Genomic DNA, 25,981 nt, shown 5'->3' with positions numbered 1-25,981 from the left:
CCCACGACGAAGCCGGTGGTCCGTCCCGCACGGGAGGGACCACCGGCTTCGTCACGTCGTGGCGGTTCAGCCTGGTGGCCGAAGGGTCGGACGGGTGTTCGCGTAGCTGTGACCCAGCAGGACCGCCTCGGTGCGGGTGCGCAGGTTGAGTTTGGTGAGGATGTGGTAGACGTGGCTGCGGACGGTGGCCTCCTGGACGTGGAGCCGATGAGCGATCACCGTGTTGGTGACGCCGTGGCCCAACGCCTCCAACACCTCCAACTCCCGCTCCGTCAGCACGTCTTCGACCTGCGGCAGGGAGAGATGCTCACGCCGCAATCCGTCCGCTGTCCAGCCGACCAGGACCTCTGCGATCGAGGCGGACAGATAGGTTCGCCCTTCGTGGGCCTCCAGGACGGCGGTACCCAGGTCCCTCTGGCTGGTGTTGCGGTCCACGAAGCCGCGGACCGCATACTTCACCGCCCTGCGCAGGGTGACGGCGTCGTCGGGCTGCATGAGGATCACCAGAGCCGGACTCGCACCGGGCAGGAACTGTTCCGTGAGCGACGCCCCGGATCTGTCCTGTAGGCAGTCGGCCCCGATGAGCAGCACGTCGGGCCGTGCTCGCAGGGGCTGCGCGAAGGCCTGTCTCACCGAGGCAAAATCGGCGGTGATCTCGATCCGTGAGAAGGAATCGAGGATGGCCCGGATCCCGGCACGCAGAATCGGATCTTCGTCGAGGACGACCAGGTGGACGGGCCGGTCCGTCGCGCGGGGCGCGCGGCCGGCGGGGAGCAGTGCGGTCTGGCCCTCCGTCAGGGTCACGTTTCGCTCCTTGGGACGAGTGGGCGGACGGGGCGGCTCTGACTCGGCTCCAACCGGTCCGGCCTCAGAGCGAGCTGACAACGTTATCCAAGGTCACAGCGCGTTCGCCGGGAGCATGGAGCGCTGCGACCCCTCCCATGCTGTCCCAGCCGATACCGTCATCGGCTAAAGCCACTGAAGCCGTTTCTCCGGCGGTAGACAGAGAAGCGACGGCGAGAATGACGGTGGCCACAAGGCCTGCGATCTTGGGCATGGGGAGTACTCCTCGTCGATGACGCAACATGCGTTCAGTTGAATTCCCGGACAAAAGATCCCGAACTCCGGGTAGGTGGAGGATCAATCCATCCAGTGCGGCGGTCGCCTGCGATCAGCAGTCTGCTCGAAGGTCCCGCGTCGACGGAACACCCCCTCGGTGGCACCTACATGCCCGGCACCTAGGTGCCACATCCCTGGTCAACCGAGGCGGCCACCCGACACGTGGTTGATGAAGGGCCAACCGGCTGGCAGAATCGGCGCGTTGACTGCGAGGCGGGTGAGGCCATCGAACAGGAGTAAAAACGCGCGGTGACGATGTTAAGCGTTCTGGGGCTCAGCCCTGAAGCCGAAATAGTGTACACGGCCCTGACCAAAAAGTCTCAGTCCCGCCCCATGGAAATCCAGGAAGAAACAGGTCTCGCAGCGGAAGAAATAGCGACCGCTCTTGAAGAACTCACCGAGTTGTCTCTTGTCCGCCGCTCCAGAGAAGACCCCGAGTCCGTCCGCGCGGTAAGTCTCCCTGTCGCCCTCACAACGCTGCTGCGCAGCCAGGAGGTCGCGCTGTCCCGGCAGGTGAAGGAACTGACCGCCAAGAGGGCCGCCGTGGCGGAGGCCGCCTCGACGCTCAGCCTCCTGCACGACGGCACGGAACGGCTGATCGGCATCGATGCCATCGAGGCACGACTCGAAACGCTCGCGCAGGAGGTGGAGTACGAATGCCTCGCGGTGCTTCCCGGCGGGGCCCAGTCACAGGCAAGTCTCGACGCATCTCGGCCACTCGACGAAGAAGCGCTGAAACGCGGAGTCGCACTCCTGAACCTCTACCAGGACACCATGCGCCATGACGAAGCAACCCGCGCCTATGCCGAGTGGCTCACCGAACGGAACGGTCAGGTGCGCACCACTGCCGTGCCCCCGCCCCGCATGCTCATCTTCGACCGCAAAGTGGCCGTCGTCCCCATCGACCCGGACAACTCGCGGGCCGGCGCGCTCATCACCCGCGAGCCCGGGATCGTCGCCACGCTGGTCGCCACCTACGAACAGGCCTGGTTCGGTGCGGTCCCCTACGCGAGGGACCAGTCCATGCATCGGGACCACGGCCTGACCGGAGCGCAGCGCAAGCTGCTGACCCTGCTGGCCCAGGGCATGACGGACGAGGCCGCCGCGAAACGACTGGGCATCGGACTGCGCACTGTCCGCCGCCAGATGTCCGCCATCATGGAACGCCTCGGCGCACAGAGCCGGTTCGAGGCGGGCGTGAAGGCCGCACAGTACGGCTGGCTCTGAACTCCCACCTTTCCGCACCCACCGTCCGACTCCTGATACCTGACTTCCGTGTGCACAGCCCGGCGGCCCCCGTCCCGGCTGTCACGGAGGAACAGCCACGAAGATACGGACCGGTGCGAGGGAGGACGACCTCAGATTCACTGAGACGGCATCAACGTTTCGTTGACGCGCGGCGGCTGAGTCACGCCCGCCCGCCCGTCGGGGCCGGCCTCGTCACCGAACAGCACCGGCGAGCGCCCAACTCACCGGCCACGACGACACGCTCCCTCATAGGCCACTGGAGTCCTCGCTGCACAGTGCGTGGTCGATCAGACAGCCTCATCGAGCTGGACTTGTCCATCCGGGTGACGGTGCCCGGCCCGCGCGCCCCGCAAGGGAGGCAGCCGCAGCTCCGGCGTGGCACCCGAGACGTCGGACCCTCGGCGCTGCTGTGGTCCAGATATGTCGCCAAAGTCCAACACCCACAGTTCGCCGACTCGACGCACCATCGGCGACTCCGTCATGGAGCCGGGCCGGTTTGTCCCGGTTCGATGAGGACATCCTAAGAACCCACGGCGTGACGCACCTGGTGATCGCCTACAACAGCAACGACTGGAGCCTTCCCGGCAGAGTGACGCCGCTGGACGAGATGCCGACCCTCGCCCAGCTGATCGATGGTTACCCAGAGCTCATCGACCGGGGCCGGACGGCAGGGCTCACCGTGCTCCTCGCCACCGTCACACCGCATGCCCCGGATCTCGCGGGCGACCTCGGCCGAGAGGACTTCCGCCTTGCGGTCAACGAAAGGATCCGCACATCTGGGCACGAATTCGTCGACTTCGACGCAGCGATCCGCTCCGAAGCCGCCCCTTCGCTTCTCGAAGACAAATACGCCGCCCCCGACCACACCCATCCCAATGTCAACGGGTCGAAGCGCCTCGCACAGGTGATGGCTGAAGCTCTGACCCGGTCGCAGCTCCAGCCTGCAGATCCTTCAGGACGAGGCCAGCAGGATCACCGACTGATGAACGAGTCGAGTTGCTGTCGTCATCGACGAAGCCGGACGCCTTGTCCCGACCGCGCTCGAACTCCTCCAAGATCTCCGCACGGGAGCGGCCCCCGAGCCGCACACCCACAGGCCCTGGGTTATTTCCCGCTGCACATTCGGACAGGCGGACACAGGTTCGCAGTTCTCATAGACGATCCTTTGCCGGAGCATGATCGGCAACAGGCCCCGTACCCTCGTTGACCTTGTTTCGGTTCTCAGAGAGAAATAAGCGAGTCTTCTAACCGTTTTGATTTAGGAATTTCGTGTGGGTTTGGTGGGTTTCAGCTAGTCGGTGGGCTTGGCCGTAGTGCGCTTGAGCGGTGAGTGAGTACAAGCCGGACAAGACCGATCTGACCGAGCCGTGATCAAGCCGCTTATCGCGGCGCGGAAGGTACGACATCCGTCGGTTTCCGGCCATCAGGGGCGTTACGAGATGCGCGAGATCGCCAACGCGCTGCGGTACCAGAACCGGACTGGCTCCGCGGCTCCGTTCGAGTACTGCGGTCAGGACTGGTCGCCCACGAGAGCGATGGCGCGCGTCTCGGGAACTCCCAGCATCAGCAGGCTTGTGATCGTCGCCGCCCGGGCGCCGGAGCTCCCGTTCGACAGGTTGCTGTCCGCGATGGCGAACACGACGCCGTAGGCGACCTGGCTCAGGATGCCCGCCGGCAGGTGCTGTGCGAACGCCTCGGTGTCCTGGCCTCGTTTCACGAGGTCGGCGAGGAGCTCATCGACTGGCCCGAGCAGGCCGTGGATCGCCTCGCCGTACTCGCCTCGGCGCAGCGCCAGCAGCACTCGGTACCGGTGCGCCACCGGCCAGAGGCGGGCAATGAATTCGACCCATGTCGCGTCCGCTTCCGCGTCGGAGGCGTTGACTTCGGTGAGCACGGCTGCCATCTCGGCGACGGCCCGTTCCGTGAGTGTCCGGACCAGGTCGAGGCGCGAGGGGAAGTGGTCATAGACCGTGCGACGGACGACGCCGGCAGCGGAGGCGATGTCGCCCATTCCGGCGTCGGGGTTCTCTCCCAGCACATCGAGGGCGACGTCGAGGATGCGATCGCGCGTCTCGTTCATCGAGCGCAAACGGGAGGACTTGGTGGACACGGCATCAGTATTGCACACAGGTGTACAGTGAGATTCGCTGTACACCCGTGTGCAGCGAAGAGTTGCGCTGCGCTTCGAAGCTCACGAGAAGAGAAGAAGGCCATGACCGCACCGACGCCCCCCACCTCGACCCTCGTCCGCCCGTTCACCGTCTCGATCCCGGAATCGGAGATCGACGACCTCAAGCAGCGCCTGTCCACAACTCGATGGCCGGATCCGGAAACGGTGGGCGACTGGTCGCAAGGGGTTCGCGTAGAGAACACCAGGTCTCTGGTCGACTACTGGGTGCGCGGCTACGACTGGCGGCGCTTCGAGTCCGACCTGAATCGCTTCCCCCAATTCCTGACCGAGATTGACGGGCTGGACATCCACTTCATCCACGTCAGATCCAAGAATCCCCACGCGATGCCGCTGATCCTTACGCACGGATGGCCCGGCTCGATCGTCGACTTCCTGAAGCTGATCGGCCCGCTGACCGATCCGGTTTCGTACGGAGGAGACGCCACCGATTCATTCGACGTCGTCGTCCCGTCGCTCCCCGGGTTCGGGTTCTCCCAAAAGCCCACCGAGACCGGGTGGAATGTATCGCGCATCGCCGGCGCATGGGCGGAGCTGATGAAGCGACTCGGCTACGCGAGATGGGCCGCACAAGGCGGCGACTGGGGTGCCGTCGTCACCACCGCCCTCGGGGCCATGCAACCTGAGGGGCTTCTCGGAATCCATCTGAACACCCAGTACGCCTTTCCCGCACAGATACCCGACACCCTGTCGCCCGAACAGCGCGACGCCGTGAAGACCCTCGCCCTCTACACCGGCGAACTCGGTGGGTCTAACCACCTCCAGGGCACGAAACCGGAGACCGTCGGATTCGCCCTGGCGGACTCTCCCGCCGGCCAGGCAGCCTGGATCTACGAGAAGTTCCAGTCCAAGACCGACAACCACGGGCTCGCCGAGGACGCTCTCAGCATCGACGACATCCTCGATGCGATATCCCTCTACTGGTTCACCAACAGCGCAGCGTCGTCCGGTCGCATCTACTGGGAGAACAAGTCGCTCACCTTCGCCGGCCCGAAGGTGACGCTTCCGGTCGCGGTGACCGTCTTCCCGAAGGACATCCCACGCGTGCCACGTAGCTGGATCGCAGACACCTACAGCAATCTCGTCCACTACGGCGAGGCCGACAAGGGCGGGCACTTCGCAGCCTTGGAACAGCCGGAGATCCTTGTCAGCGAAATCCGCACCGGCCTGCGCACCCTTCGGCGGTGATGACTCCCTTGCCGTGCAGCTCGATCGCTTCGGCGGTCCGACCGTACTGGGTCTCGCCCCACGGTTCGCGGCGCGGCGGGATCATCGCCCACAGCGACTCCGGGGTTGTGCGCCAGGGTGTCGCTGCTGTCGTACGCCTGCACGTCAGAGGTGGTCACGGGCGGCAGGTTGTACTTGGCGGGGACCCCGGTTGACCGCCTCTGGCGCCAGCACCGCGGTCGGGACCTGGTCGGCGGACGGCGAGTTGTGAAAGGCGGCCCGGTACTCCGCCGTCGAGCCGAGCAGCGACAGCGCCTTCTCCGAGCTGATGACCCTCTCGGGGCGGGGTGCGCCGATGCTCTTGAGGTACTGGATCCACGCCAGCTCGTCGGTGACCGGGGTGGCCGCATCCGACTGGGACCACGGCACCGCGACCGTCGGACGGTTGGCGGCCGGCCCCTTCCAGTCGACGTCGACTCCGGGCAGGGACTCCGCACCGGTGGACAGCATCTGCCCGGCGGCGATCTCCATGGCGGCCTTCGTGGCCTCCACGTGCTGTTCGAGGTCGTCGTTGAGACTCACTCCACGAGTGCGTGCGGCAGGTCGACTGGGGCAGGATACGGGACGAACACGGTTCCTGAGCTGGAGAGTTGAGACCTAGACACCTCTCTCAACGGCACGGGGACTCTGTCCGTTGCTTACGGTCCCGCCGTCACCCATCCGGGCACCACTCTGAAAACCCTCACTACTGCTATTCCGCCGACCGCACCCTGGCCCGCCACCACGTGCCGCGCCTACGCGGCCTCGGCACACCCGCCGGGCACGCCCAACTCGCCCACCATGTCCTGCCGTTCGCCCTCAAAACCTGGGCCGACCTGCCGTGTAGAAGGTCGCGGTGCAGATCCAACCCGTGGCGCGGTCGCAGCACACAGGTCTCGGCGCTCTCACGGATGGCACCGCTGGCAAGCGGATCGGGATCGTAGCGGAAGGCGGGGAGTTCGGAGGGCACCGATGCAGTCTGTTCGCGGAGCAGCCTCCCGATCAAGCAGTTTCAGCACCGGCGAGACACCAGCGGGCTCCAATGAGATCAAGGGCCAAGGCCCCGGAAGCTCGACCGCGAGACGGGGCTTCCTTCGCCGTGCATCGGCGAGGTCCGTGCCGCGGCGGGACGCGAGCCCGGGGTACGGCGGGAGGACATCGACACCGAACTGCTCCAGGCACAGGTGGAGGTCGCCACGCCGGTGTGTTCCGACCTCGCGGAGGTCACCGCGCACCTCACCCGGTTCCGGCGCGCGGTGGGTGGCGCCGCTCGCAGCGCAGACTGCCGGCTCGCGGCGACCGGCGGCGCGCCGCTGGCCGGTGCGTCGACAGTGCCTGTCACCGCGCAGCAGCGCTACCGGACCATGCGGGCCGAGGCCGCGCGGCTGGTCGACGAGCAGCTGATCTGCGGCATGCACGTCCATGTCGCCGTGCCCGACCGTCAGGCCGGTGCCGCCGCACTGGGCCGGCTGCGACCCTGGCTGCCGGTGCTGGTGGCCATGGGCGCCAACTCCCCGTTCTGGGAAGGATGGGACACCGGTTTGCGGACCAGGCACCGCCGTGGTCGACGAAGTAGTCCGCCTGGGCGGTGCCGCTGCCGGAATCCGGCGTGGCGCAGTGGTAGGTCCCGCGGACCATATCGACGTCGTACGCGGCTTCGTAACGCCCGCCGAAGTAGGGGTTACGGTAGGACGTGCCTTCCGTGGCCTTCGTGTAGGCCCATCGGATGCCGCTGCTCCACAGCGCGGACCAGGCCACGTCACGCTGGTAGCTGGAGACGTCGGCGCCCTCGGTCTGCCCGGCCCGTGCGGCCGGGGGGACCGCATCGGGCGTTCCGGTGATTCCGTCGTGGGCCATTATGCCGATGCACATGTACGCGCTGCCGCGCACGGGTGCGTGTTCCGTCGCCGCGATCGCAGTGGGCATGGCGGGCAGTCCCCGCCGCGATCAGGAGGATGCCGGACCAGACCACGGCCAGACGCAGGCGCGGACGGCCGTACCGGGATGATGTGGATCATCGCATGGCATCCATCTGATCCTCGGTGGCGCCGAGTCGCACATCATGTACCGCCAATGACGCCGCCCCCGGGCACGGCAGCGTCCGGCCGGGGCCGACGAGGAGGGAGCCGAGGGGCAGTAGCACCCGGATGTCTGTGTGGACGTTCGGGCCGTTGACCACCGGGCGCGAAGAGTGAACCGCCGCTCCGCCGCACCTCTGTGCGGCACCGTTCGCGGCCACCTGCCCCGGACCGGCCGCGGTGCTCGGAGGGGAACGGTCAGTCGCGGGCCGGCGGTGTGTAGAAGTCGCCGACGGACGTCCACACGCCGTTCTTCACGACCACGCGCTGCACACTGCGCGTGCCGAGGTGATCGCTCGCGCTGAACTTCATCACCGGCGACACCCCGGGATCCACCGACGACGCCTTCTCGTACGCCGCGATGATGGCCTTGGAGGTGACGGGCCCCTTGATGGTCTTCGCGATCTCCGCGAAGACCTTCGCGTTGCTCCAGCCCCACAGCGCGAGGAACCCGGCGTCCTGACCGGGCTCGTACTTGCCCATCGCGGTCCGGAACTCCTGCACCGCGGGGTCGTTGTCGGAGGGTGCCTTCACGAGTTGTACGGCCTTGAGTCCCTCGGCGGCGTCCTTGGCCAGCGCGACGGTCGATTCGGCGGCCACCGGCGCGTAGGCGTAGGTGGGCAGGGACAGGCCCTGGAGCTTGGCCTCCTTGAGGAAGGCGGCGGCCTCGGGCGAGGTGAGGATCAGGACCACCGCCTGGGTCTTCGCGGCCTTCACCTTGCTGATCACGGGGGTGTAGTCGGTGGTCTGGTACTTGACCGGCAGCCGGTCGACCTCGACCGAGGGGGCGAGCTTCTTCGCGACGGGCTCCACCTGTTTGGCCACGTTCACGAACGCGGCCGGGTCGCTGTGGACCACGAGGATCTTCTTCGCGCCGTCCTGCACCGCCCACGCGGCGATCGCCGCCGCCTGGTCCTCGTAGAGGGTCTGGGTGCCGAACAGCCCGGAGCGCGGTGGCTTGTACCAGGTTTCCGTGCCGCCGACCTCGTTGAGGACCGGCACCTTGGACTGGTTGAGGACGAACGGGAAGGCCGCCTCCGCCTGGGAGGTGCCGTTCGCGTTGACGATGGCGACGACCTTGTCCTGGCCGACCAGTTCGCGCGCGATCTGCACGGTCTGCTGCGGATCGGCCGCGTTGTCCTTGACGGTCCACGTGATCTTGCGGCCGTTGATGCCGCCCTGGGCGTTGACCATCTTGAAGTACGCGTCGGCGCCCGCCTTTTCACCGACGCCGTATGTCGCGGTCGCGCCGCTGAGAGGGAGCCACGCCCCGATGTGGATCCCGGAGGAGCTGCCACCGGCAGTCGCGGAGTCCTGGCCGGCGCAGGCGTTGGCGGTGAGTACCACCGCGGCCATGACGGCCATCGCGCCCGTGGCGCGGCGGATTTTTCTCTTGGTCCGGAACACGGTCCACCTCGTTCAGTGCGGGTTTCGCTACGGAGTTCGGTTCGAGCTGTCAATTCACCGGGGAGGTACGGGTGTTGGGCACCGCAGCCGGGGCGGCCGGGGGCCGGCCGCCGCTGAAGTACGCCGATTCCGCCAGGGCCGCGAACTCCGGGTCGCCGGGCCGCCCCTGTGCCGCGACGACGCCTTCGTGCAGTACGGCCACCTCGTGGCACACGGACAGGGCGCGGCTGAGGAGTTGTTCGAGCAGGACGACGGTCAGACCTTCGTGGGCCAGGCGGGTCAGCCGGTCGTAGACCTCGTCGACCAGGGCGGGGGCCAGTCCGAGTGCGGGTTCGTCGACGATCAGGACGTCCGGCGCGACGATCAGGGCCCGGGCGATGGCGAGCATCTGCTGCTCTCCTCCCGAGAGTCCACCGGCGGCGGCCGACATCCGGTCACGCAGCCGCGATGGCAGCCACTGGACGGTCTCCTCCATCCGCTCGCGCAGCGGCGCACCGGTGATGCCCGCCGCGTACGCCGCGACTTCGAGGTTCTCGCGCAGGGACAGCGTCTTGAACAGGGCCCGGCCTTCGGGTGCCAGGCTGGTGCGCACGCCACCGCCCAACTCCCGCCCTCCACGGGCCGGTTCGAGCGATCCGTGCAGGATGCCGGCGAGCGTGCTCTTGCCCGCTCCGTTGGCTCCGGCGATGCCCAGCACCACGCCCTGGCGGACATCGAGGTCGACGTCCTGGAGTGCGACGACCCCGCCGTAGGTGTGGCCGACCCCGTGCAGGCGGATCATGCTCCTTTCACCCATGTGTTCGGGCGGCCGGGTCCTGCCGTCGACCGTTCCCAGGTACGACGACCGCACCTTCGGGTCCTGGAGCACGGTGTCCGGGGTGCCCTCGCCGATCGTGCGCCCGAAGTCGAAGGCGAGCACCCGGTGAGCGACGGAGAACAGGTCGTCGAGGACGTGGTCGATGACCACCACGGCGGTGCCGTCGGCGTGCAGCCGCCTGATGTGCCCTGCCAGCAGCGCCCGTTCGTCCGCGTCGAGACCGCCGAACGGCTCGTCGAGGATCAGCAGTTTCGGTTTCTCGGCCATCGCGCGCGCCAGGTCGAGGCGCTTCTGGAGGCCGAACGGCATTTCTCCAGGGCGCCGTTGGGCCACTTCCGCGAGACCGACGGAGCGCAGCAGCCGCGTGACATCGGCCCGGTGCCCGGCCGTGATCCGGCGCCGGGTGCACAACACATTCTCCTCGACGGTGAGTTCCGAGAACACTTCCGCGTGCTGGAACGTACGGCCGATGCCCAGCCGCCGCCGCGCGGTCGCCCTGGCTCCCAGCAGCGGTTGCCCGTCGAAGTCGGCTGTGCCGCTCACCCGGCCGTTGCCGGTCAGCCCGGAGAGGGCGTTCAACAGGGTTGTCTTTCCGGCACCGTTGGGACCGATGACGGCCAGGATCTCGTTCTGACGGATCGCCAGGGAGGCGTCCTCCAGGGCTTTGAGCCCGCCGTACGAGACCGAGACGTGCTCCAGGCGCAGCAGTTCGGGGCCGTCGCCGACCGCCTCGGACCGGGGTTGCGGAGACGGGGGGTCCGCCGACTCCTGCGCCGGTGAGGTGCGTTGAGCGCTCGGTCGGCGCAGGACGCGGCCGGCGAGCCGGCCGAGGAACGGCACGACTCCGCCCGGCAGGAAGAGCAGCACCGCGATCAGCACGAGGCCCTGCACGACCGGCTGGGGCAGTCCCACGGCGGAGGAGAGCGAGGGGTTCCAGGTCAGGTAGATGCCGCCGGCCACGGCGCCGACGATGGTGCCGACCCCGCCGAGCACGCAGGCCGCGATCAGCGAGATGCCGAACGCCAGCGAGAACGGATCCGGGCTCACGAAACCCGTGAGCAGTCCGAGCAGTACGCCCGCGAAGCAGGTGCAGGCCCCGCTCACCGCGAACGACAGTGCCGACTGGGCCTCCGGGGCGATGCCGATCGTACGGGCCGCCAGGGGATGCGACTTGGCGGCCACCAGGCGCATCCGCAGCCCGGAGGCGGCGGCCGGCACGGCCAGTGCGAGGACGACGGCCGCGGCACCGACCGCGAGGTACTGGGTCTCGGTGCCGCCGCCCGCGAGGGTGCCGAAGCCGAGTGCGCTGCGCAGCTGGACCACGGGCACCCCCTGGTCGCCGCCGGTCACGCTGCTCCAGCGGTTGATCAGCTCCAGGGTCACCGTGGTGAACGCGAGGGTCAGCAGGGCGATGTAGAGGACCGAGAACCTGGCACCCGCGTATCCGAGGAACGCGCCCAGGGCGGCACCGGCGGCGATCGCGCCGAGGACCACCGTCTCCAGCGACCAGCCGTGACCGCTGCCGTACGCGGCGAAGTAGGCGCCGATGGCGAAGAACGCGGGGTGGCCCACCGACCAGATGCCGGACCAGCCGGCGAGCAGGCCGACCGACAGGATGACGATCGTGTACACGGCCGCGAGCCCGACCGAGTACATCTGGTACGCGGGGATCGCGCCGGAGGCCATGAACGCCATGAGGACCGCGCCGGCCGCCGGGCCCAGGGCGGCCCGTGCCAGGAGGGAACGGTTGAAGACCATGGATGCGACCCCTCAGACCCGTTGGAAGGTGCGGGTGCCGAACATGCCCTGCGGGCGGATCAGCAGCACCAGCACGGTGAAGGAGAAGACGAACGTGTCCCGGAAGCTGGCGGAGACGTAGTTCGCCGCCAGGTTGTCCAGGACGCCGATGGTCAGCCCGCCGAGGACTGCGCCGTACATGCTGGTCAGGCCGCCCAGGAAGATGCCGGCGAAGGACCGGAAGAGCGGCGCGACCAGTGCGGTGGGCACCAGGCCGGACCGGGGCGCGTAGAGGCAGGCGGCGAGTGCGGCGAGGCCCAGGCCCAGCGCCCAGGAGATACGGGCCAGCCGCTGCGAACTCAGGCCGATCACGCGCGCGGTCTCCGCCGACTCGGCCGCGGCGCGCATGGCCGAGCCGAGCGTGGTGCGGGCGAAGAGGTAGCCGACCAGTGCCATCGCCAGGGCGGCGACGCCGATCGTCAGCAGGCTCTGGGTCGGTACCGCGGCCCCCGACCAGCGCACCGTCCCGTCGACCAGGCTGGGGAAGGACTTGGGCTGGTCACCCCAGATCGATCCGGCCACGTTCTCCGCGATCAGGGACACGCCCATCGTGACGACGAGCGCGGAGAACAACTGGCCCTGCCCCAGTGGCCGGATCACCGTCTCGCGGACGAGCAGGCCCGCCACCACCGTGATCACGACGGCGGCGAGGACGCCGAGGATCGTGGCCACACCGCGGTCGTGCAGCGAGAGCGCCACGTACAGGCCCAGGGTCGCGAGCGACGCCATCGCGAAGTTCACGACGTCCGTGGCCCGGTAGATGATGACCAGCCCGAGACCCATGAGGCCGTAGACGGCTCCACTGGCCACACCGCTCACCAGGACAAGCAGGAACTGACTCACAGTCCCTCCCTCGGGGAAGAGCGCGTTCGCGCCACATGTGCGAGAAGCATGATCACCTCACGGGCCATTGAGCTAAAGTGAACTCACTTCAGTAAGCTAGGCACTGTCGCGCGGAGGGGCAAGCCTCGTGCACAGGATTTGCGCCGGGCGGGCTGGACGGACCGGGCGGGCTCAGTGCCCGGTGGCCGACGGTGTCCCGGCGACCGCGGTGCGTGCCGCCGCCAGGCCGAAGACCAGTGCGGGGGCGAGACCGCCCGCGTAGGCACGCCGGTACAGGCCGCCTGCGTCGGCGCCTGCCGCCAGCAGACCCGGGACCGGCACCCGTCCGTCCGAGGCCGCGGACAGCGCGTGGGCGCCGGCGTCGATCAGCAGGCCGCCGAAGGTGAACGTGATCGCCGGGACCGCTTCGACGACGTAGAACGGCGGCTCGTCGAGCGGCCGTCGGTCGAGGAGGCGGCCTGGCCCCGGACCGCCGCCAGTGCTCATGACGGCGTTGAACTCCTCGATCCGGTCACGGATCACGGTCCCGGGATACCCCCACTCCTCGGGCATCGACGCGAAGTCATCCAGACTGTCCGCCACAGCGCTGCGAGCACCGGCGCGGTGGCAGAGCTGGAACTTGTCCACTCCGGGGATGCCCTCGACGTACGAGGCGCTGATCCACTCCCGGTGCACGCGCGCGTCGGCCACCAACAGGCCGCGCGCTTCCGGTCGTTCGAGCAGCACCATGGCGGTGAGATGGTCCCCGACCGTCTCGTCGACGAAGCGCTCACCGCCCGTGTCGAACAGCAGGGCGTGCTCGCTGTAGTAGAGCGCCAGGTCCACGAAGTGCGCCGGGTCGGCCAGCGAGACGCCGGCCGGCACGAGGTGGCCGTAGAACCCCGCGTCCTTCTTGCCGAACGCCGCGCCCGCGCGCTGCCCGAGAGCCAGCCCGTCGCCCCGGCTGTCCGGGTTGGCCCGCAGCCCGATGTCGGCGGCCCGGGAGTGGATGTGTTCGGCGCGCAGGCCCGGATCGCCCTGGAAACCGCCGGTCGCGATGAGCGTCCAGGTGGCCTCGATACGGCGCGGAGAACCGTCTGCCAGCAGGAGGTCCGCTCCCCTGACCACTCCGTTCTCCGTCACGAGGGACTTGGTCCAGGTGCCGGTCAGGACTTCCTGGCCCCGGTCGCGGATCAGTCGCTCGCACGTGTCGAGGTAGTGGTTCGTGTCGAGCTGATGGCCCCGGCCGAAGCCGAGCACGGGCACCGGCGGGCGGCAGTCCACGCCGAGCGACCGGATCCAGGCCACGCCGTCAGGGAACCCGTCCAGCAGGGCGACGGCCAGTTCCGGGTCGCCGTCCGGATTGACCCGGCGCATCTCCTCGATGGTCGGGGTCGTCCACACGAAACCGGCGAAGCGGGCGGAACCGCCGGTGCGTTCCGCCTTCTCCACCAGCACCACCGAGCCGCCCTCGGCGGCCACCCGGGCGGCGGCCGAGAGACCTGCCATGCCACCTCCGATCACCAGCAGATCCACTGTCTCCGCATCCATAGCGGGTCCCACCGCCTCTGTGTCGCCGACTGGAACGTGACGCTAATTGAACTCACTTCTGGAGTCGAGAGGGTGGACGACGGAGGATGTGGCGGTACGGTTTTCGGCCGCGCGAGCCGTCAGTCCGGTACGAGGACCGCGCGTCCCCGTACCTCGCCGGAGCGAAGCCTCTCGATCGCCTCCGCAGCGCACGACAGCGCGAACCGCTCGACGCCGACCTTCAGCGCGCCCTCCCGTGCGAGGGCGGCGACCGCCTCCAGTTCGGGCAGCGTCCCCCAGAACGGCAGCGAGACACGCGTTCCTGGAGGGAGTGCGCCGGGTTTGCGTACGGCCACCTCCCCGCCCCCGCTGCCGACGACCGCGAGCTCTCCACCCGCCCGCAGCACCGCCACCGCAAGCCCCAGACTGGACCCGCTGCCGACGAAGTCGAGCACCGCCGCCGCCCCGACACCGCCCGTCCGGTCCCGCAGCACCCGTGCGGTGTCGGGTCGCAGCAGCGTGGCGAAGTGCGCGCCGCACTCGTCGGCGAGGGCGAGCGCCTCCTCTCGTACATCCACGGCCAGGATCCGCGCGGTCGTCGTGGCGCGCAGGATCTGGACGGCCAGGTGCCCCAGGCCGCCGACGCCGAGGACCACCGCATGGGCGCCCACGCCGTCGCCGAGGACGTGCCGGACCATGGCCACGGCGTGGTGAGCGGTGAGGCCGGCGTCCGACAGGGGCGCCGCCTGGACGGCGTCCAGGTCGCCCACCGGGACGAGCAACCGCCCGGACGGCACGAGCAGGAAGTCCGCCATTCCGCCGTCCCGCCCGAGCCCAACACCGGTGCCGACACGCCCTGCGTCCAGAGCGGCCCGCCGATCGCAGTAGTTCTCCGCCCCGGCCGCACACCGGGCGCAACTCCCGCAGCCCCAGGGGCCGTAGACGATCACGCGCTCGCCGACCGCCGGTCCCGTCGCCAGTGGGCCGCGTCGCAGCACCCTGCCCGCGACCTCGTGTCCCAGCGTGAACGGGAGCCGGTAGGGGAGGTCTCCCGGTCGGGAGTCGATGACATGGAGGTCCGACCGGCAGAGGCCGACCGCCTCCACCTGGATCAGGACCTCCTCGTCCGTGGGGGTGGGCTGCGCCACCTCGGTGAGGACCGGTGGGCCGCCCCAGCGGGTCAGCCGGACCGCTCGCGCGCTCTTCCTGCCTGTTGACATACGTGCGAAGGTAACAAACATGAAGTCAGTTCAGGAGATGGACATAGGGTGGTGACTGTGCATGAGCGGTGAGCGTGCGGGACGCTTCGACGGGCGGATCGCGCTCGTCACGGGCGCGGGTTCCGGCATCGGCGCGGCGGTCGCCCGGCGACTCGCCGCGCAGGGTGCCGACGTCCTCGTCACGGATGTCGACGGCCCGGCGGCGGAGTCCGTTACAAAGGGTCTGCCGCGAGCACACCCTCTCACCCTCGACGTGGCCGAACCGGCGCAGGTCGACGGGGCTTTCGAGGAGGTCGTACGGCGGCACGGGCGGCTCGACATCGTGGTGCACGCGGCCGGAGTCGACGACCCCGTGGCCAAGGAGTGGATCGCGGAGGCACTGGTCGCGAAGCGGTCGCCCGAGGTCACGGCGCGGCTCGGCGACGACGCGTGGCGGCGCGTCATGCGCGTCAACCTGGACGGCACGTTTCACGTTCTGCGTGCGGCACTGAGAGTCATGGCGCCGCGCCGGTCCGGGGCCGTCGTGACGGTCGGTTCGTCCTCGGCCTTCGACACCCAGGCCGGCTATCCGCACTACGCGGCCTCGAAAGCCGGCGCGCACGCGGTGAGCCAGTCGGTCGCCAAGGAGGCGTTCGCGTTCGGCGTTCGGGTCAACACGGTGGCGCCGGGCCCGACGGAGACGGGGATGGCAGCACGGACGCCTGCGGCGCTTCGGCGGGGGTTCACCGAGCCCGGGGTGCGTGCGTATGCGACGCCGGAGGAGATCGCCGACGCCGCTCTGTTTCTGGTGAGCGAGGAGGCGGCGAATCTGGTGGGGGCGGTGGTGCTTGCGAACGGTGGGCGGTTCACGGTGTGAGGGCTCAACCCGTAGGGGTCTGGAGCGAGTTGTTCGTGGCTGGTCGCGCCCACACGGCGGAGCCGCCCGATGGCACAGCCCCGTGCCCCTCAGGTGGGCCTCGTCGAGGGAGGTTTGGATGTTTCGGCTTGATGTCGGTCCCGAAGCGCTGCTGGAGACTGACGAGCAACGGCAACTGCGTGCAGGTCTACGGGACTTGCTCAGCGAATCCTGTGGGCCCGGGGATGTTCGCGCCCAAGGCGACAGCCCGCGGGGATTTGACCGGGCGCTCTGGGAGCGGCTCGCCGGGGAGATCGGGGTGCATGGGCTGGCGTTGCCCGAGGAGTATGGCGGCGCGGGATACACGTACGCCGAACTTGCCGTTGCTCTGGAGGAGTTGGGGCGGGTTCTGTGTCCCGCTCCCCTGCTCACCACCGTTGTGCTCGCCGGGCACGCGCTGCTGGTGAGCGGTGATCGGCGGGCCTGTGCGCGGTGGTTGCCGGGCATCGCCTCCGGTACGGTCACGGCGACGGTCGCCGGATTCCTGCACGCCGCCGAGGTCACCGCCGAGCGTGGCCCCGACGGCTGGGTGCTGCGCGGCGAGGCCGACTTCGTACCCGACGGAGCCGGCGCCGATCTGCTGCTGGTCCTGGCCCGCGCACCTGACGGAGAGCGGTTGTTCGCCTGCGAGCCGGACGGTGCGGCCTGCGAGCGTACGGCTCGTCGGGTCCTCGACCCCACCCGCCGACAGGCCCGCGTCCGCTTCCGGGGAGCACGGGCCGAGCCCCTCGGTGAAGCCGGGCGGGCGGCGGGAATTGTCGAGGCCGTGCTGGACGCCGGGCGGGTGGGCCTGGCGGCCGAGCATGTCGGGGGCAGCTCGCACACTCTGGACGCCGTGCTCGACCACGTGTCCGGCCGGACCCAGTTCGGGCGGGCGATCGGGTCGTTCCAGGCGGTCAAGCACCGGCTGGCCGACCTGCTGGTCGAGATCGAGGGGGCGCGGTCCGCCTCGGCCTACGCGAGCGCCTGTCTCGCCGCGTCATCACCGGAACTCCCGCTCGCCGCCGGTGCCGCGGCGGTCGTGTGCACCGGCGCCTACCGGCTCGCCACCACGGAATACGTGCAGCTCCACGGCGGGATCGGCTTCACCTGGGAGCACCCCGCCCATCTGTATCTGCGCCGGGCGAGGGCCGACGAGGCGCTGTTCGGCACCGGCGACGACCATCGTCTGCGCCTGGCCGGACTGCTCGGCCTCGCCGGCTGATCACTTACCGGCCGATCGCTCCCCGATCCATTGACAGGGCATCCATCCGCCCACAGAATCGAACTCAATTCAGTTCAGTTTGGAGGAACTCATGGCAGTCGAAGACGAGATCCAGTTCGAGCGCGACGGACAGGTGGCACGGATCTGGCTGAACCGTCCGCACAAGAAGAACTGCGTGACCGTGCCGATCCTGAACCGGCTGGACGAGATCATCACGGAGATCGACGCGGACCCCGAGCTGCGCGTGCTGGTGCTGCGCGGACGCGGGAACACCTTCTGCTCCGGGTTCGACCTGGACAGCCTCAAGGCCGAGTTCGTGGGCAGGTCCAACGCGATCGACGTCGCCGTACTGTCGGCGAAGGTCTGCGACCGGCTCTACTCGATGAAGACCCCGTCCATCGCCGTCCTCGAAGGCCATGTGACCGCGGGCGGCTTCGAGTTGATGATCTCCTGCGACTTCGCGATCGCCGCGGACGACGCCCTCATCGGCGACTTCCACATCCGCCGCGCTCTGTTCGGCGGTGCCGGCCCCATCTACCGGGTGCCGCGCATGATCGGCGTCCGCAAGACCAAGGAGCTGATGCTCACCGGCAAGCTGCTCACCGGGGTCGAGGCCGCCGAGTTCGGCCTCATCAACTCCTCGGCACCCGCCGACAAGTTGGACGCCACGGTCGAGGAGTTCTCCGACCAGCTCATCGACAAGAGCCCGTTCACCATGTGGATCACCAAGATGACCATCGACCGCAGCCTGGACGCCGACATCCAGTCACTGATGGTCATGGAGCACCTCGCGGTCGGCGTGATGCTCAACTCCGAGGACGCGGCGGAGGGCGTGGCGGCCTTCCTGGAGAAGCGGGAGCCGCAGTGGAAGGGGCGCTGAGCGCCGTGTCGTCGGAGACCGGGGGCCGGCTGCGCGGTTCCCGGTGCGCCGACTGCGCGGTCGCCACCTATCCCGCCGACCCGGCGTGCCCGCGCTGCGGCGGACCGACCGAACCGGTCGTGCTCTCCGGTACGGGCACGCTGTGGACCTGGACCGTGCAGCGGTACGCACCCAAGTCGCCGCCGTACGTCCCGCCCGTCGCCGGGTTCACGCCGTTCACCGTCGGCTACGTCGAACTGCTGGAAGGCGTACGGGTGTTGGCAACCCTCGACATCGGGCCCGAGGACGTGGAGATCGCCATGCCGTTGACGATCACGGCGGGCGGCGACGGGGTGCCGAGGGCCACCGGAGCCGTCGTATGACCGCCGAGGAAGTCTTCGTCTGCGGGGCCGGGATCACCTCCTTCGCCCGCACCGAGGAGAGCGGCCGGCAGCTCGCCGTGCGGGCCGTGCGGGCCGCCCTCGCCGACGCCCGGCTGCCGTGGAGCCGGGTGCGCGCCGCCTACGGCGGCAGTGACGCGGCCGGGAACGCCGACACCCTGGTCGCCGAACTCGGCCTGACCGGCGTCCCGTTCACCAATGTGCGCAACGGCTGCGCTACCGGCGGCAGCGCGCTCGTATCGGCCGTCAACGCGATCCGGTCCGGGGCGGCGGACGTGGCCCTCGCCGTCGGTTTCGACAAGCATCCGCGCGGCGCCTTCGATCCGCGGCCCGCCGACTGGGGCCTCGACGAGGCCTACGGTCGCGACGGGCTGATGGTCACCACGCAGTTCTTCGCCATGAAGATCCAGCGTTACATGCACGACTACGGCATCAGCCCGCACACCCTCGCCCTCGTCGCCGAGAAGGCGTACGCGAACGGGGTGTTGAACCCCCACGCCTGGCGCCGCAAGCCGCTCGACGCGGCCGAGATCCTCGCGTCCGGCATGGTCAACGACCCCCTCACCCGCTACATGTTCTGCTCGCCGGGGCAGGGCGCGGTCGCCCTCGTGCTGTGCGGCCGGGCGGTGGCCCGCCAACTCGGCGCCACGACAGTGGCGTTGCGCGCCGCCGTCGTACGGACCCGGCGATTCGGCTCCTTCGAGGTGTTCAGCCCCTCGGCGCCGACCGTGACACCCACCAGCGTGACCGCCGATGCCGCCCGACTCGCCTTCGAGGAAGCCGGGTTGGGCCCCGGTGACATCGACGTGTGTCAGTTGCAGGACACCGAGAGCGGCGCCGAGGTGATGCACATGGCCGAGTGCGGGTTCTGCGCACACGGCGACCAGGAGTCGCTCATCCCGTTCGGGGCGACGGGCATCGGCGGCTCACTGCCGGTCAACACCGACGGCGGCTGCATCGCCAACGGCGAGCCCATCGGTGCCTCGGGACTGCGCCAAGTCCACGAGATCGTCCAGCAGTTGAGGGGCCGCGCGGGCGAACGCCAGGTCCCCGGCGATCCGGCGACCGGCTTCACCCACGTCTACGGGGCGCCCGGCGTCAGCGCCTGCACCGTACTGACCCGCTGACCCGCTGACCCGCTGACCCGCTGGAAGGAGGAAGGACCGCCATGGACGGCATACCCGACCCCGACGAGTTCCGTGCCGAAGCCCGGCGTTGGCTGAAGGGCGTGGCGACAGCGCGCGCCGCGCACCGGGAATGGGGCAGCGGCGACGACTCGGTGGCCGTCTTCGAGAACTGGACCGATGCCGAGGAGCGTGACCACACCGCCCGGATACGGGACTGGGAACGCATCCGGTACGACCAGGGCTGGGGCGCGATCGGCTGGGCCCCGGAGCATGGAGGACGTGAACTACCCGCGTACTACGAACAGTTGTACCGTGCGGAGGAAGCCGGCTTCGAGGTGCCGCGGCGCACCGAGATCTTCCCGGTCACCCAGCAACTCGTGGCACCCGCGATCCGGATCTGGGGCACCGGCGAACAGAAGCGGCGCTGGCTGCGCCCGATGCTGCGCACCGACGAACTCGCCTGCCAGCTGTTCTCCGAGACAGAGGCCGGCTCCGACCTCGCCGCCGCCCGCACCCGGGCCGTGCCGACCGGCGACGGCTGGACGCTGACCGGCCACAAGATCTGGACCTCCGGCGCCCGGGTCGCCACCTGGGGTGTCGCCGTCTGCCGCACCGATCCCGACGCGCCCAGGCACGCCGGGCTCACGGTCTTCCTCGTCCGGATGGACGCACCGGGCGTGACCGTACGGCCCATTCGCCAGATGACCGGCGGCGCCAGCTTCAACGAGGTCTATCTGGACGACGTGTTGGTGCCCGACAGCGACCGGCTCGGGCCGGTCGGCGCGGGCTGGCGGGTGACCCTCAGTGTGCTGGCCGCCGAGCGACTCGACTCCGGTGGTCTCGGACTGGACAACGCCGAGCGCGCCCTCGACCTCGCCCTGCACCTGCCCCGCCCGCTCACCGGCGGCGAACGACAGCAGGCGGCCGACCTGTTCGCCCGCGCCCTGGTCCAGCGACTGATCGCCCTGCGCGTCAGCGCGGCCCTGGCCGCCGGCCGTGAACCCGGCGCCGAGGCCTCGGTCGGCAAGCTCCACGCCACCGCGACCATGCGCGCCACCACCGACCTGGTCCAGCAACTCCTCGGGCCACGCCTCGCCGCCGACACGGGAGCGTGGGGCACGTTCGCCTGGACCGAGCACCTGCTCGGCGCACCGGGTTACCGCATCGCCGGAGGCAGCGACGAGATCCAGCGCAACATCCTGGCCGAACGAGTGCTGGGGCTGCCCAAGGAACCGAAAGGGGCAGGACGGTGACCACCACGACTGAGGTGACCGCACTCACGGCACGGGTCCGCGCACGGCTGGCGGAACACCACCCCGGTGTCCCCATCGGGGAGTTGCGCACCCTGCCCGGCGGCCACTCGGGACTCACCTACAGCATCGACGCCGGTCCGGTCCGCTACGTCGTAAAAGCGGTGCCGCCGGGGCAACGGCCCGTCGGCCGCAACGACGTGCTGCGCCAGGCCCGGGTGCTGCGCGCGCTGGCCGGATCACCGGTTCCCGTGCCGGGCGTGGTCGCCGTCGACGAAGGTGAACCGGCCTGGTTCGCCATGGAGTTCGTCGACGGCGAGGCGATCGAGCCGGTCCTTGACGAACACCGGCTCGACCCGGGACTGTGCCGGACACGGATGCTCGCTCTGGCCCCCGTCCTGCGCGCACTGCATCGGACCGCATCACAGGGTTCCGAACCTCTCCGCGCAGCAGGCGAGTTGGAGCAGTGGAGTCGCACCATGCGGGCCGTTCCGACCGAACTCCGCCCCGGCGGCGAGGACTTGCTCGCCACCCTCACTGCCACGATCCCCGCCGGCGTCGAACCCGCCCTGACCCACGGCGACTTCCGCCTCGGCAACGTCCTGTGCCAGGACGAGCGACCCGCCGCGGTCGTCGACTGGGAGATCTGGGGGTACGGCGATCCGCGCATCGACCTCGGCTGGTTCCTCCTCTTCGCCGACCACCGCAACTTCCCCCGGCTCGGCCGTGCCGTCCCTGGCCTGCCCGGCGAGGACGAGTTGCTCGCCGCCTACCTCGACGGCCGGCCCGAACCTCCCGACCTCGACTGGTTCCGTGCCCTGGCCCGCACCAAAATGGCCGCGATCATGGGCCACAACCTGCGCAGACACCGCGAGGGCAAGCACCACGACCCCGACCAGGAGCGGCTGCCGCCGACGATCGCGGCGATGATCCGCACCGCGCGCGACCTCCTCGCACGACGGTCCTGAAGGAGCACCACCATGGATTTCGGACTCTCACCGAAGGCCGACGAACTCCGCTCACGCATGGCCGCGTTCATGGACGAGTACGTCCTGCCCGCCGAGGACGTCTACGACCGACAGCTCGCCGAGGCGGCCGGCCCGCACGAACTGCCGCCCATCATGCGAGAGTTGAAGGAAAAGGCACGCGCCGAGGGCCTGTGGAACCTGTTCCTCGCACACGGCGAACTGGGCGCCGGCCTCACCAACCTCGACTACGCACCGCTCGCCGAACTCGCCGGACGCTCGATCATCGGCCCCGAGGTGTTCAACTGCTCCGCGCCCGACACCGGCAACATGGAACTGCTCACCCTCTTCGGCACCCCCGAGCAACAGGACCGCTGGCTGCGCCCGTTGCTGGCCGCCGAGATCCGCTCCTGCTTCGCCATGACGGAGCCCGAGGTGGCCAGCTCCGACGCACGCAACATCCGTACGCGCATCACCCGCGACGGCGACGAGTACGTCGTCAACGGCCACAAGTGGTACACGTCCGGAATCCTCGACCCGGACTGCCGGCTGATCATCCTGATGGGGGTCACCGACCCGGACGCGCCCGCCTACCGGCAGCAGAGCATGCTCCTGATCCCGCGCGACACCCCTGGGATCACCGTGCTGCGCGATCTGCCGATGTTCGGCTACACCGACCGGTGCGGCCACGGTGACGTGCTCTTCCAGGACGTACGGGTCCCGGCCTCGGCACTGCTCGTCGGCGAGGGCGAGGGATTCGCCCTGGCCCAGGGGCGGTTGGGGCCCGGGCGCATGCACTACGCGATGCGCGCGGTGGGGTTCGCCGAGCGGGCGCTGGAATTGATGTGCCGGCGGACCCTGGCCCGGAGCGCCTTCGGAGGCGCGCTCGCCGAACAGGGCGTGATCCGGGAGTGGATCGCCCGCAGCCGGATCGAGATCGAGCAACTACGGCTGCTGGTCCTCAAGTCGGCCTGGCTGATGGACTCCCGGGGCAACGCGGCGGCCCGTACCGAAGTCGCCGCGATCAAGGTGGCCGCGCTGGAGGTGGCCCACCGGGTCGTCGACCGGGCCGTCCAGGCACATGGAGCCGCGGGCGTCAGCAACGACACCGTACTGGCGCGACTGTATGCGATCACCCGGGCGCTGCGGATCGCGGACGGTCCGGACGAGGTGCATCTGCGGACGGTCGCACGACGTGAACTGGCCAAGTATCCCGGGGAGTCGACATGAACGGACAGGAAACGGACGGGCAGTCGCTGTACGGGCCGCACGCTCTCGGCGGCCGGGTCGCCGTGATCACGGGCGGCTCCCGAGGCATCGGCCTCGGGATCGCCAAGGCGTACCGGGAGGCGGGAGCCCATGTGGTCGTCGCCGCCCGTAAGCCGGACGGACTGGCCGCCGCGCGCGCGGAGTTGCTGCGGGTCAAGGGCGACGGCGAGGTGCACGAGGTCGTCGCAAACGCCGGGGAGCCCGAGGACGCCGAGCGGTGCGTCGAGGAGACCGTGTCCCGCTTCGGCCGCCTCGACATCCTGGTCAACAACGCGGCCACCAACCCCTACATGGGCGATCTCCTCGGCCTCGACCTCCCCCGCGCGGAGAAGACCGTACGCGTCAACCAGTACGGCATGATCGCCTGGACCCGGTGCACCTGGCGGGCGTGGATGCGGGAGCACGGCGGGTCGGTCGTCAACATCGCCTCCGTCGGCGGGCTGATCGTCGACCCCCACATCGGCTGGTACAACGCCACCAAGGCGGCCATGTTGCACATGACCCGACAACTCGCCTATGAACTGGGGCCGTTGGTGCGCGTGAACGCGATCGCACCCGGGCTGATCAAGACCGAACTGGCCCGGGCGGTGTGGGAGCCGCGGGAGGCGGTCCTGACCGCGAGGCTGCCGCTGCGCAGACTCGGGACGGTGGAGGACGTGGCGCACACGGCCGTCTTCCTGGCGTCCGGGGCCTCGTCCTGGATGACGGGGCAGACGTTGGTTCTGGACGGCGGGGCGACCGTGCTGCCGATCGGGGTGGAGGAGTGAGCCACGCGATCGGAGACCTGTTCTCGCTGCACGGCCGGACCGTCGTGGTCACCGGGGCGTCGTCCGGGCTCGGGGCCCGGTTCGCGCTGGTGCTCGCGTCGGCGGGCGCCACCGTGCTGGCAGCCGCCCGGCGCCTGGAAAAACTCAAGGAACTCGCCGACGAGGACCCGCGCATCCATCCCGTCGTCTGCGACGTCTCGCGCGCGGAGGACCGGGTTCGGCTGATGGAGACGGCACTCGACGAGACCGGCCGGGTCGATGTCCTGGTGAACAACGCCGGCCTGTCCGGCTCCGTCCGTGCCGAGGACGAGAGCGCCGACGACTTCACGGACCTGCTGGCCGTGAATCTGGTGGCGCCCTTCCATCTCGCGCGGCTGCTGGCGGAGGCTCCGGCCCGCGAACACGCTCGTACGACCCGCTCCATCGTGAACGTCTCGTCCGTCCTCGGACTGGTCTCCGGCGCTCCGCTCGGCGGCGCGGCCTACGCCGCCTCCAAGGCGGGGCTTGTCGGGCTGACTCGTGAACTGGCCGGACAGTGGGGGCAGTCGGGGGTACGGGTCAACGCGCTCGCACCCGGTTGGTTCCGCTCCGAGATGACCGCCGAACTGTTTGCCGACGCGCGCGCCCGGCGCTGGGTCGAGCGCGGCACGATGCTGGGGCGCGGCGGTGAACAGGGCGAACTGGACGGGGCGTTGCTCTACTTGGCGTCCGACGCGTCCTCGTACTGCACCGGGCACGTACTCACCGTGGACGGCGGGTGGACGGCGCGATGAGGGTCACGGTCGAGGTCGACGGCCACGGCCTGGCCCGGGTCGAGATGTGCCGCGGGGCGGGCAACGCGATCGACCTGGCGATGGCCCGGGCGCTGCGGGAGGCGGCCGAGGAGTGCGAGCAGGCGCGGGTCCGGGCGGTGCTGCTCACCGGGCGGGGGCGGTCCTTCTGTGTCGGCGGGGATCTGAGGGAGTTCGCCGCGCTACCGGAGGAGCGCCTCCCGGGGCACCTCACCGACGTCACCGACGCGCTGCACGTGGCGCTGCGGATCCTCGCGGGACTGGACGCCCCGCTCGTGGTCGCGGTGCAGGGGGCTGTCGCGGGCGCCGGTCTCGGACTGGTCTCGGCGGCGGACGTCAGCCTCGCGGCGACCGACGCCGGCTTCACGGCCGCGTACACCGCTATCGGGTACACGCCGGACGCCGGGGTCAGCTGGTCACTCCCCCGGCTGGTCGGACCGCGCCGGGCAATGGACCTGCTGCTGACCAACCGGCGTGTAGCGGCGGCCGAGGCGCTGGGCATGGGTCTGGTGAGCCGGGTCGTGGAGCCGGAGCGGCTGAACGAGGAGGCCACACGGACGGCGGGTGCCCTGGCGCGCGGGGCCACAGCGGCGTACGGCGCGACACGGCGGCTGGTCGACCGGGCGCTCAGCGCCGGTCTGGACGAACACCTCGACGCGGAGGCCCGTCAACTGGCTGTTGCCGCGGTGTCCGAGGAGGGGCGGGAGGGTGTGGCCGCGTTCGTCGCGGGGCGTCCGGCCCGATTCACCGGGGGTGAGATCGAGGAGGCCGGTGCCGATCGGTCGCCGACCCGGTCCACCCGCCGTGGCTCGGAGTGACCGGATGACGGCAAGCCCGCCAGGCACTGCCCTGCACAGCCGGCCGTCGGTGTTGTTCCGCCGCTACCACCACCGTGGAGGCGAGCGGGTGGAGTGCCTGCGCCTCCGGGCATACGGAGGCGGGCGTGTGGGGTGCCGCGATGTCCCGAGCGACCGAGGACGGGACGGGTTGATCGTGTCCCGCCGCATGCTGAACGCTGGGA

Annotated in this window: 23 protein-coding genes and 2 pseudogenes; 15 read left to right on the top strand and 10 right to left on the bottom strand. The window is 69.8% G+C overall.

Annotated elements, in window-relative coordinates; all coding sequences use genetic code 11:
• Positions 1–66 precede the first annotated feature (66 nt).
• A complete protein-coding gene (locus ACWDEW_RS39405) occupies positions 67–804 on the bottom strand; it encodes a LuxR C-terminal-related transcriptional regulator (RefSeq protein ID WP_450519692.1) in 738 nt (245 codons plus the stop codon).
• Between the two features lie 64 nt (positions 805–868).
• Complete coding sequence (locus ACWDEW_RS39400) at positions 869–1,057, bottom strand: hypothetical protein (RefSeq protein WP_450519690.1); 189 nt, start codon at positions 1,055–1,057, stop codon at positions 869–871.
• A gap of 317 nt (positions 1,058–1,374) precedes the next feature.
• Between ACWDEW_RS39400 and ACWDEW_RS39395 the strand changes: the two genes are divergently transcribed.
• On the top strand, positions 1,375–2,346 hold the full coding sequence (locus tag ACWDEW_RS39395) for a LuxR C-terminal-related transcriptional regulator (protein WP_450519748.1): 972 nt from the start codon (positions 1,375–1,377) through the stop codon (positions 2,344–2,346).
• A 556-nt stretch (positions 2,347–2,902) separates the two neighbouring features.
• Positions 2,903–3,574, top strand: a complete 672-nt coding sequence (locus tag ACWDEW_RS39390; protein ID WP_450519688.1) for a hypothetical protein — start codon at positions 2,903–2,905, stop codon at positions 3,572–3,574.
• A 303-nt stretch (positions 3,575–3,877) separates the two neighbouring features.
• Here ACWDEW_RS39390 and ACWDEW_RS39385 read toward each other — a convergent pair whose 3' ends face one another.
• Positions 3,878–4,477, bottom strand: a complete 600-nt coding sequence (locus ACWDEW_RS39385) for a TetR/AcrR family transcriptional regulator (protein ID WP_450519686.1) — start codon at positions 4,475–4,477, stop codon at positions 3,878–3,880.
• 102 nt (positions 4,478–4,579) lie between these two features.
• Here ACWDEW_RS39385 and ACWDEW_RS39380 point away from each other — a divergent pair, with 102 nt between their 5' ends.
• The gene (locus ACWDEW_RS39380; protein WP_450519684.1) at positions 4,580–5,743 is read left to right on the top strand and encodes an epoxide hydrolase family protein; all 1,164 of its coding nucleotides are present in this window, start codon (positions 4,580–4,582) and stop codon (positions 5,741–5,743) included.
• A gap of 144 nt (positions 5,744–5,887) precedes the next feature.
• Here ACWDEW_RS39380 and ACWDEW_RS39375 read toward each other — a convergent pair whose 3' ends face one another.
• On the bottom strand, positions 5,888–6,304 hold the full coding sequence (locus ACWDEW_RS39375; RefSeq protein WP_450519682.1) for a major capsid protein: 417 nt from the start codon (positions 6,302–6,304) through the stop codon (positions 5,888–5,890).
• Between the two features lie 641 nt (positions 6,305–6,945).
• Between ACWDEW_RS39375 and ACWDEW_RS39370 the strand changes: the two are divergent.
• A pseudogene (locus ACWDEW_RS39370) lies at positions 6,946–7,248 on the top strand (glutamate-cysteine ligase family protein); the annotation flags it as partial.
• Positions 7,249–7,354: 106 nt separating this feature from the next.
• Here the strand turns inward: ACWDEW_RS39370 and ACWDEW_RS39365 are convergent.
• From ACWDEW_RS39365 to ACWDEW_RS39340, 6 genes and pseudogenes are all read right to left on the bottom strand, one after another.
• A pseudogene (locus ACWDEW_RS39365) lies at positions 7,355–7,618 on the bottom strand (GH25 family lysozyme); the annotation flags it as partial.
• 419 nt (positions 7,619–8,037) lie between these two features.
• The gene (locus ACWDEW_RS39360) at positions 8,038–9,246 is read right to left on the bottom strand and encodes an ABC transporter substrate-binding protein (RefSeq protein WP_450519680.1); all 1,209 of its coding nucleotides are present in this window, start codon (positions 9,244–9,246) and stop codon (positions 8,038–8,040) included.
• A gap of 49 nt (positions 9,247–9,295) precedes the next feature.
• Positions 9,296–11,821, bottom strand: coding sequence for a branched-chain amino acid ABC transporter ATP-binding protein/permease (locus ACWDEW_RS39355; protein WP_450519678.1), 2,526 nt, complete (start codon positions 11,819–11,821; stop codon positions 9,296–9,298).
• 12 nt (positions 11,822–11,833) lie between these two features.
• Positions 11,834–12,703 carry a branched-chain amino acid ABC transporter permease gene (locus tag ACWDEW_RS39350; RefSeq protein ID WP_450519676.1) on the bottom strand — a complete coding sequence of 290 codons (870 nt, stop codon included), beginning with the start codon at positions 12,701–12,703 and terminating at the stop codon, positions 11,834–11,836.
• Between the two features lie 171 nt (positions 12,704–12,874).
• Positions 12,875–14,233 (bottom strand): FAD-dependent oxidoreductase, encoded by a 1,359-nt coding sequence (locus ACWDEW_RS39345; protein WP_450519674.1) that lies wholly within the window; start codon positions 14,231–14,233, stop codon positions 12,875–12,877.
• Positions 14,234–14,352: 119 nt separating this feature from the next.
• A complete protein-coding gene (locus tag ACWDEW_RS39340) occupies positions 14,353–15,432 on the bottom strand; it encodes an NAD(P)-dependent alcohol dehydrogenase (protein WP_450519672.1) in 1,080 nt (359 codons plus the stop codon).
• Between the two features lie 61 nt (positions 15,433–15,493).
• Between ACWDEW_RS39340 and ACWDEW_RS39335 the strand changes: the two genes are divergently transcribed.
• The 11 genes from ACWDEW_RS39335 (at position 15,494) to ACWDEW_RS39285 (ending at position 25,778) form a co-directional block, all read left to right on the top strand.
• Positions 15,494–16,288 (top strand): SDR family NAD(P)-dependent oxidoreductase, encoded by a 795-nt coding sequence (locus ACWDEW_RS39335; RefSeq protein ID WP_450519670.1) that lies wholly within the window; start codon positions 15,494–15,496, stop codon positions 16,286–16,288.
• 118 nt (positions 16,289–16,406) lie between these two features.
• Positions 16,407–17,531 carry an acyl-CoA dehydrogenase family protein gene (locus ACWDEW_RS39330; protein WP_450519668.1) on the top strand — a complete coding sequence of 375 codons (1,125 nt, stop codon included), beginning with the start codon at positions 16,407–16,409 and terminating at the stop codon, positions 17,529–17,531.
• A 91-nt stretch (positions 17,532–17,622) separates the two neighbouring features.
• The gene (locus ACWDEW_RS39325) at positions 17,623–18,411 is read left to right on the top strand and encodes an enoyl-CoA hydratase/isomerase family protein (protein ID WP_450519666.1); all 789 of its coding nucleotides are present in this window, start codon (positions 17,623–17,625) and stop codon (positions 18,409–18,411) included.
• Positions 18,412–18,416: 5 nt separating this feature from the next.
• Positions 18,417–18,773 (top strand): Zn-ribbon domain-containing OB-fold protein, encoded by a 357-nt coding sequence (locus tag ACWDEW_RS39320; RefSeq protein WP_450519664.1) that lies wholly within the window; start codon positions 18,417–18,419, stop codon positions 18,771–18,773.
• Complete coding sequence (locus tag ACWDEW_RS39315; RefSeq protein ID WP_450519662.1) at positions 18,770–19,918, top strand: thiolase family protein; 1,149 nt, start codon at positions 18,770–18,772, stop codon at positions 19,916–19,918. Before ACWDEW_RS39320 ends, ACWDEW_RS39315 begins: the two co-directional genes overlap by 4 nt.
• Positions 19,919–19,959: 41 nt before the next feature.
• Positions 19,960–21,171, top strand: coding sequence for an acyl-CoA dehydrogenase family protein (locus ACWDEW_RS39310; protein WP_450519660.1), 1,212 nt, complete (start codon positions 19,960–19,962; stop codon positions 21,169–21,171).
• A complete protein-coding gene (locus ACWDEW_RS39305) occupies positions 21,168–22,136 on the top strand; it encodes a phosphotransferase family protein (RefSeq protein ID WP_450519658.1) in 969 nt (322 codons plus the stop codon). Before ACWDEW_RS39310 ends, ACWDEW_RS39305 begins: the two co-directional genes overlap by 4 nt.
• 12 nt (positions 22,137–22,148) lie before the next feature.
• Positions 22,149–23,363: an acyl-CoA dehydrogenase family protein gene (locus tag ACWDEW_RS39300; RefSeq protein ID WP_450519656.1), complete on the top strand. Its 1,215-nt coding sequence runs from the start codon at positions 22,149–22,151 to the stop codon at positions 23,361–23,363.
• Entirely contained in the window at positions 23,360–24,169 is an 810-nt protein-coding gene (locus ACWDEW_RS39295) for an SDR family oxidoreductase (protein WP_450519654.1), read from the top strand. Before ACWDEW_RS39300 ends, ACWDEW_RS39295 begins: the two co-directional genes overlap by 4 nt.
• Positions 24,166–24,942 (top strand): SDR family NAD(P)-dependent oxidoreductase, encoded by a 777-nt coding sequence (locus ACWDEW_RS39290; RefSeq protein WP_450519653.1) that lies wholly within the window; start codon positions 24,166–24,168, stop codon positions 24,940–24,942. Before ACWDEW_RS39295 ends, ACWDEW_RS39290 begins: the two co-directional genes overlap by 4 nt.
• Positions 24,939–25,778, top strand: coding sequence for an enoyl-CoA hydratase/isomerase family protein (locus ACWDEW_RS39285; RefSeq protein ID WP_450519651.1), 840 nt, complete (start codon positions 24,939–24,941; stop codon positions 25,776–25,778). The genes ACWDEW_RS39290 and ACWDEW_RS39285 overlap by 4 nt, the downstream gene beginning before the upstream one ends.
• Positions 25,779–25,981: the final 203 nt, after the last annotated feature.

It is taken from the genome of Streptomyces sp. NPDC001100, assembly GCF_053598575.1.
Note: the sequence above shows the minus strand (reverse complement) of the source record. Positions and strands in the feature narration are given on the sequence as shown.

Coding starts and splice junctions, on each gene's coding strand:
- ACWDEW_RS39400 (WP_450519690.1), bottom strand. CDS start 1,057: ATGCCCAAGATCGCAGGCCTTGTGGCCACCGTCATTCTCGCCGTCGCT.
- ACWDEW_RS39395 (WP_450519748.1), top strand. CDS start 1,375: ATGTTAAGCGTTCTGGGGCTCAGCCCTGAAGCCGAAATAGTGTACACG.
- ACWDEW_RS39380 (WP_450519684.1), top strand. CDS start 4,580: ATGACCGCACCGACGCCCCCCACCTCGACCCTCGTCCGCCCGTTCACC.
- ACWDEW_RS39355 (WP_450519678.1), bottom strand. CDS start 11,821: ATGGTCTTCAACCGTTCCCTCCTGGCACGGGCCGCCCTGGGCCCGGCG.
- ACWDEW_RS39345 (WP_450519674.1), bottom strand. CDS start 14,233: ATGGATGCGGAGACAGTGGATCTGCTGGTGATCGGAGGTGGCATGGCA.
- ACWDEW_RS39340 (WP_450519672.1), bottom strand. CDS start 15,432: ATGTCAACAGGCAGGAAGAGCGCGCGAGCGGTCCGGCTGACCCGCTGG.
- ACWDEW_RS39335 (WP_450519670.1), top strand. CDS start 15,494: ATGAGCGGTGAGCGTGCGGGACGCTTCGACGGGCGGATCGCGCTCGTC.
- ACWDEW_RS39330 (WP_450519668.1), top strand. CDS start 16,407: ATGTTTCGGCTTGATGTCGGTCCCGAAGCGCTGCTGGAGACTGACGAG.
- ACWDEW_RS39325 (WP_450519666.1), top strand. CDS start 17,623: ATGGCAGTCGAAGACGAGATCCAGTTCGAGCGCGACGGACAGGTGGCA.
- ACWDEW_RS39315 (WP_450519662.1), top strand. CDS start 18,770: ATGACCGCCGAGGAAGTCTTCGTCTGCGGGGCCGGGATCACCTCCTTC.
- ACWDEW_RS39310 (WP_450519660.1), top strand. CDS start 19,960: ATGGACGGCATACCCGACCCCGACGAGTTCCGTGCCGAAGCCCGGCGT.
- ACWDEW_RS39300 (WP_450519656.1), top strand. CDS start 22,149: ATGGATTTCGGACTCTCACCGAAGGCCGACGAACTCCGCTCACGCATG.
- ACWDEW_RS39295 (WP_450519654.1), top strand. CDS start 23,360: ATGAACGGACAGGAAACGGACGGGCAGTCGCTGTACGGGCCGCACGCT.
- ACWDEW_RS39285 (WP_450519651.1), top strand. CDS start 24,939: ATGAGGGTCACGGTCGAGGTCGACGGCCACGGCCTGGCCCGGGTCGAG.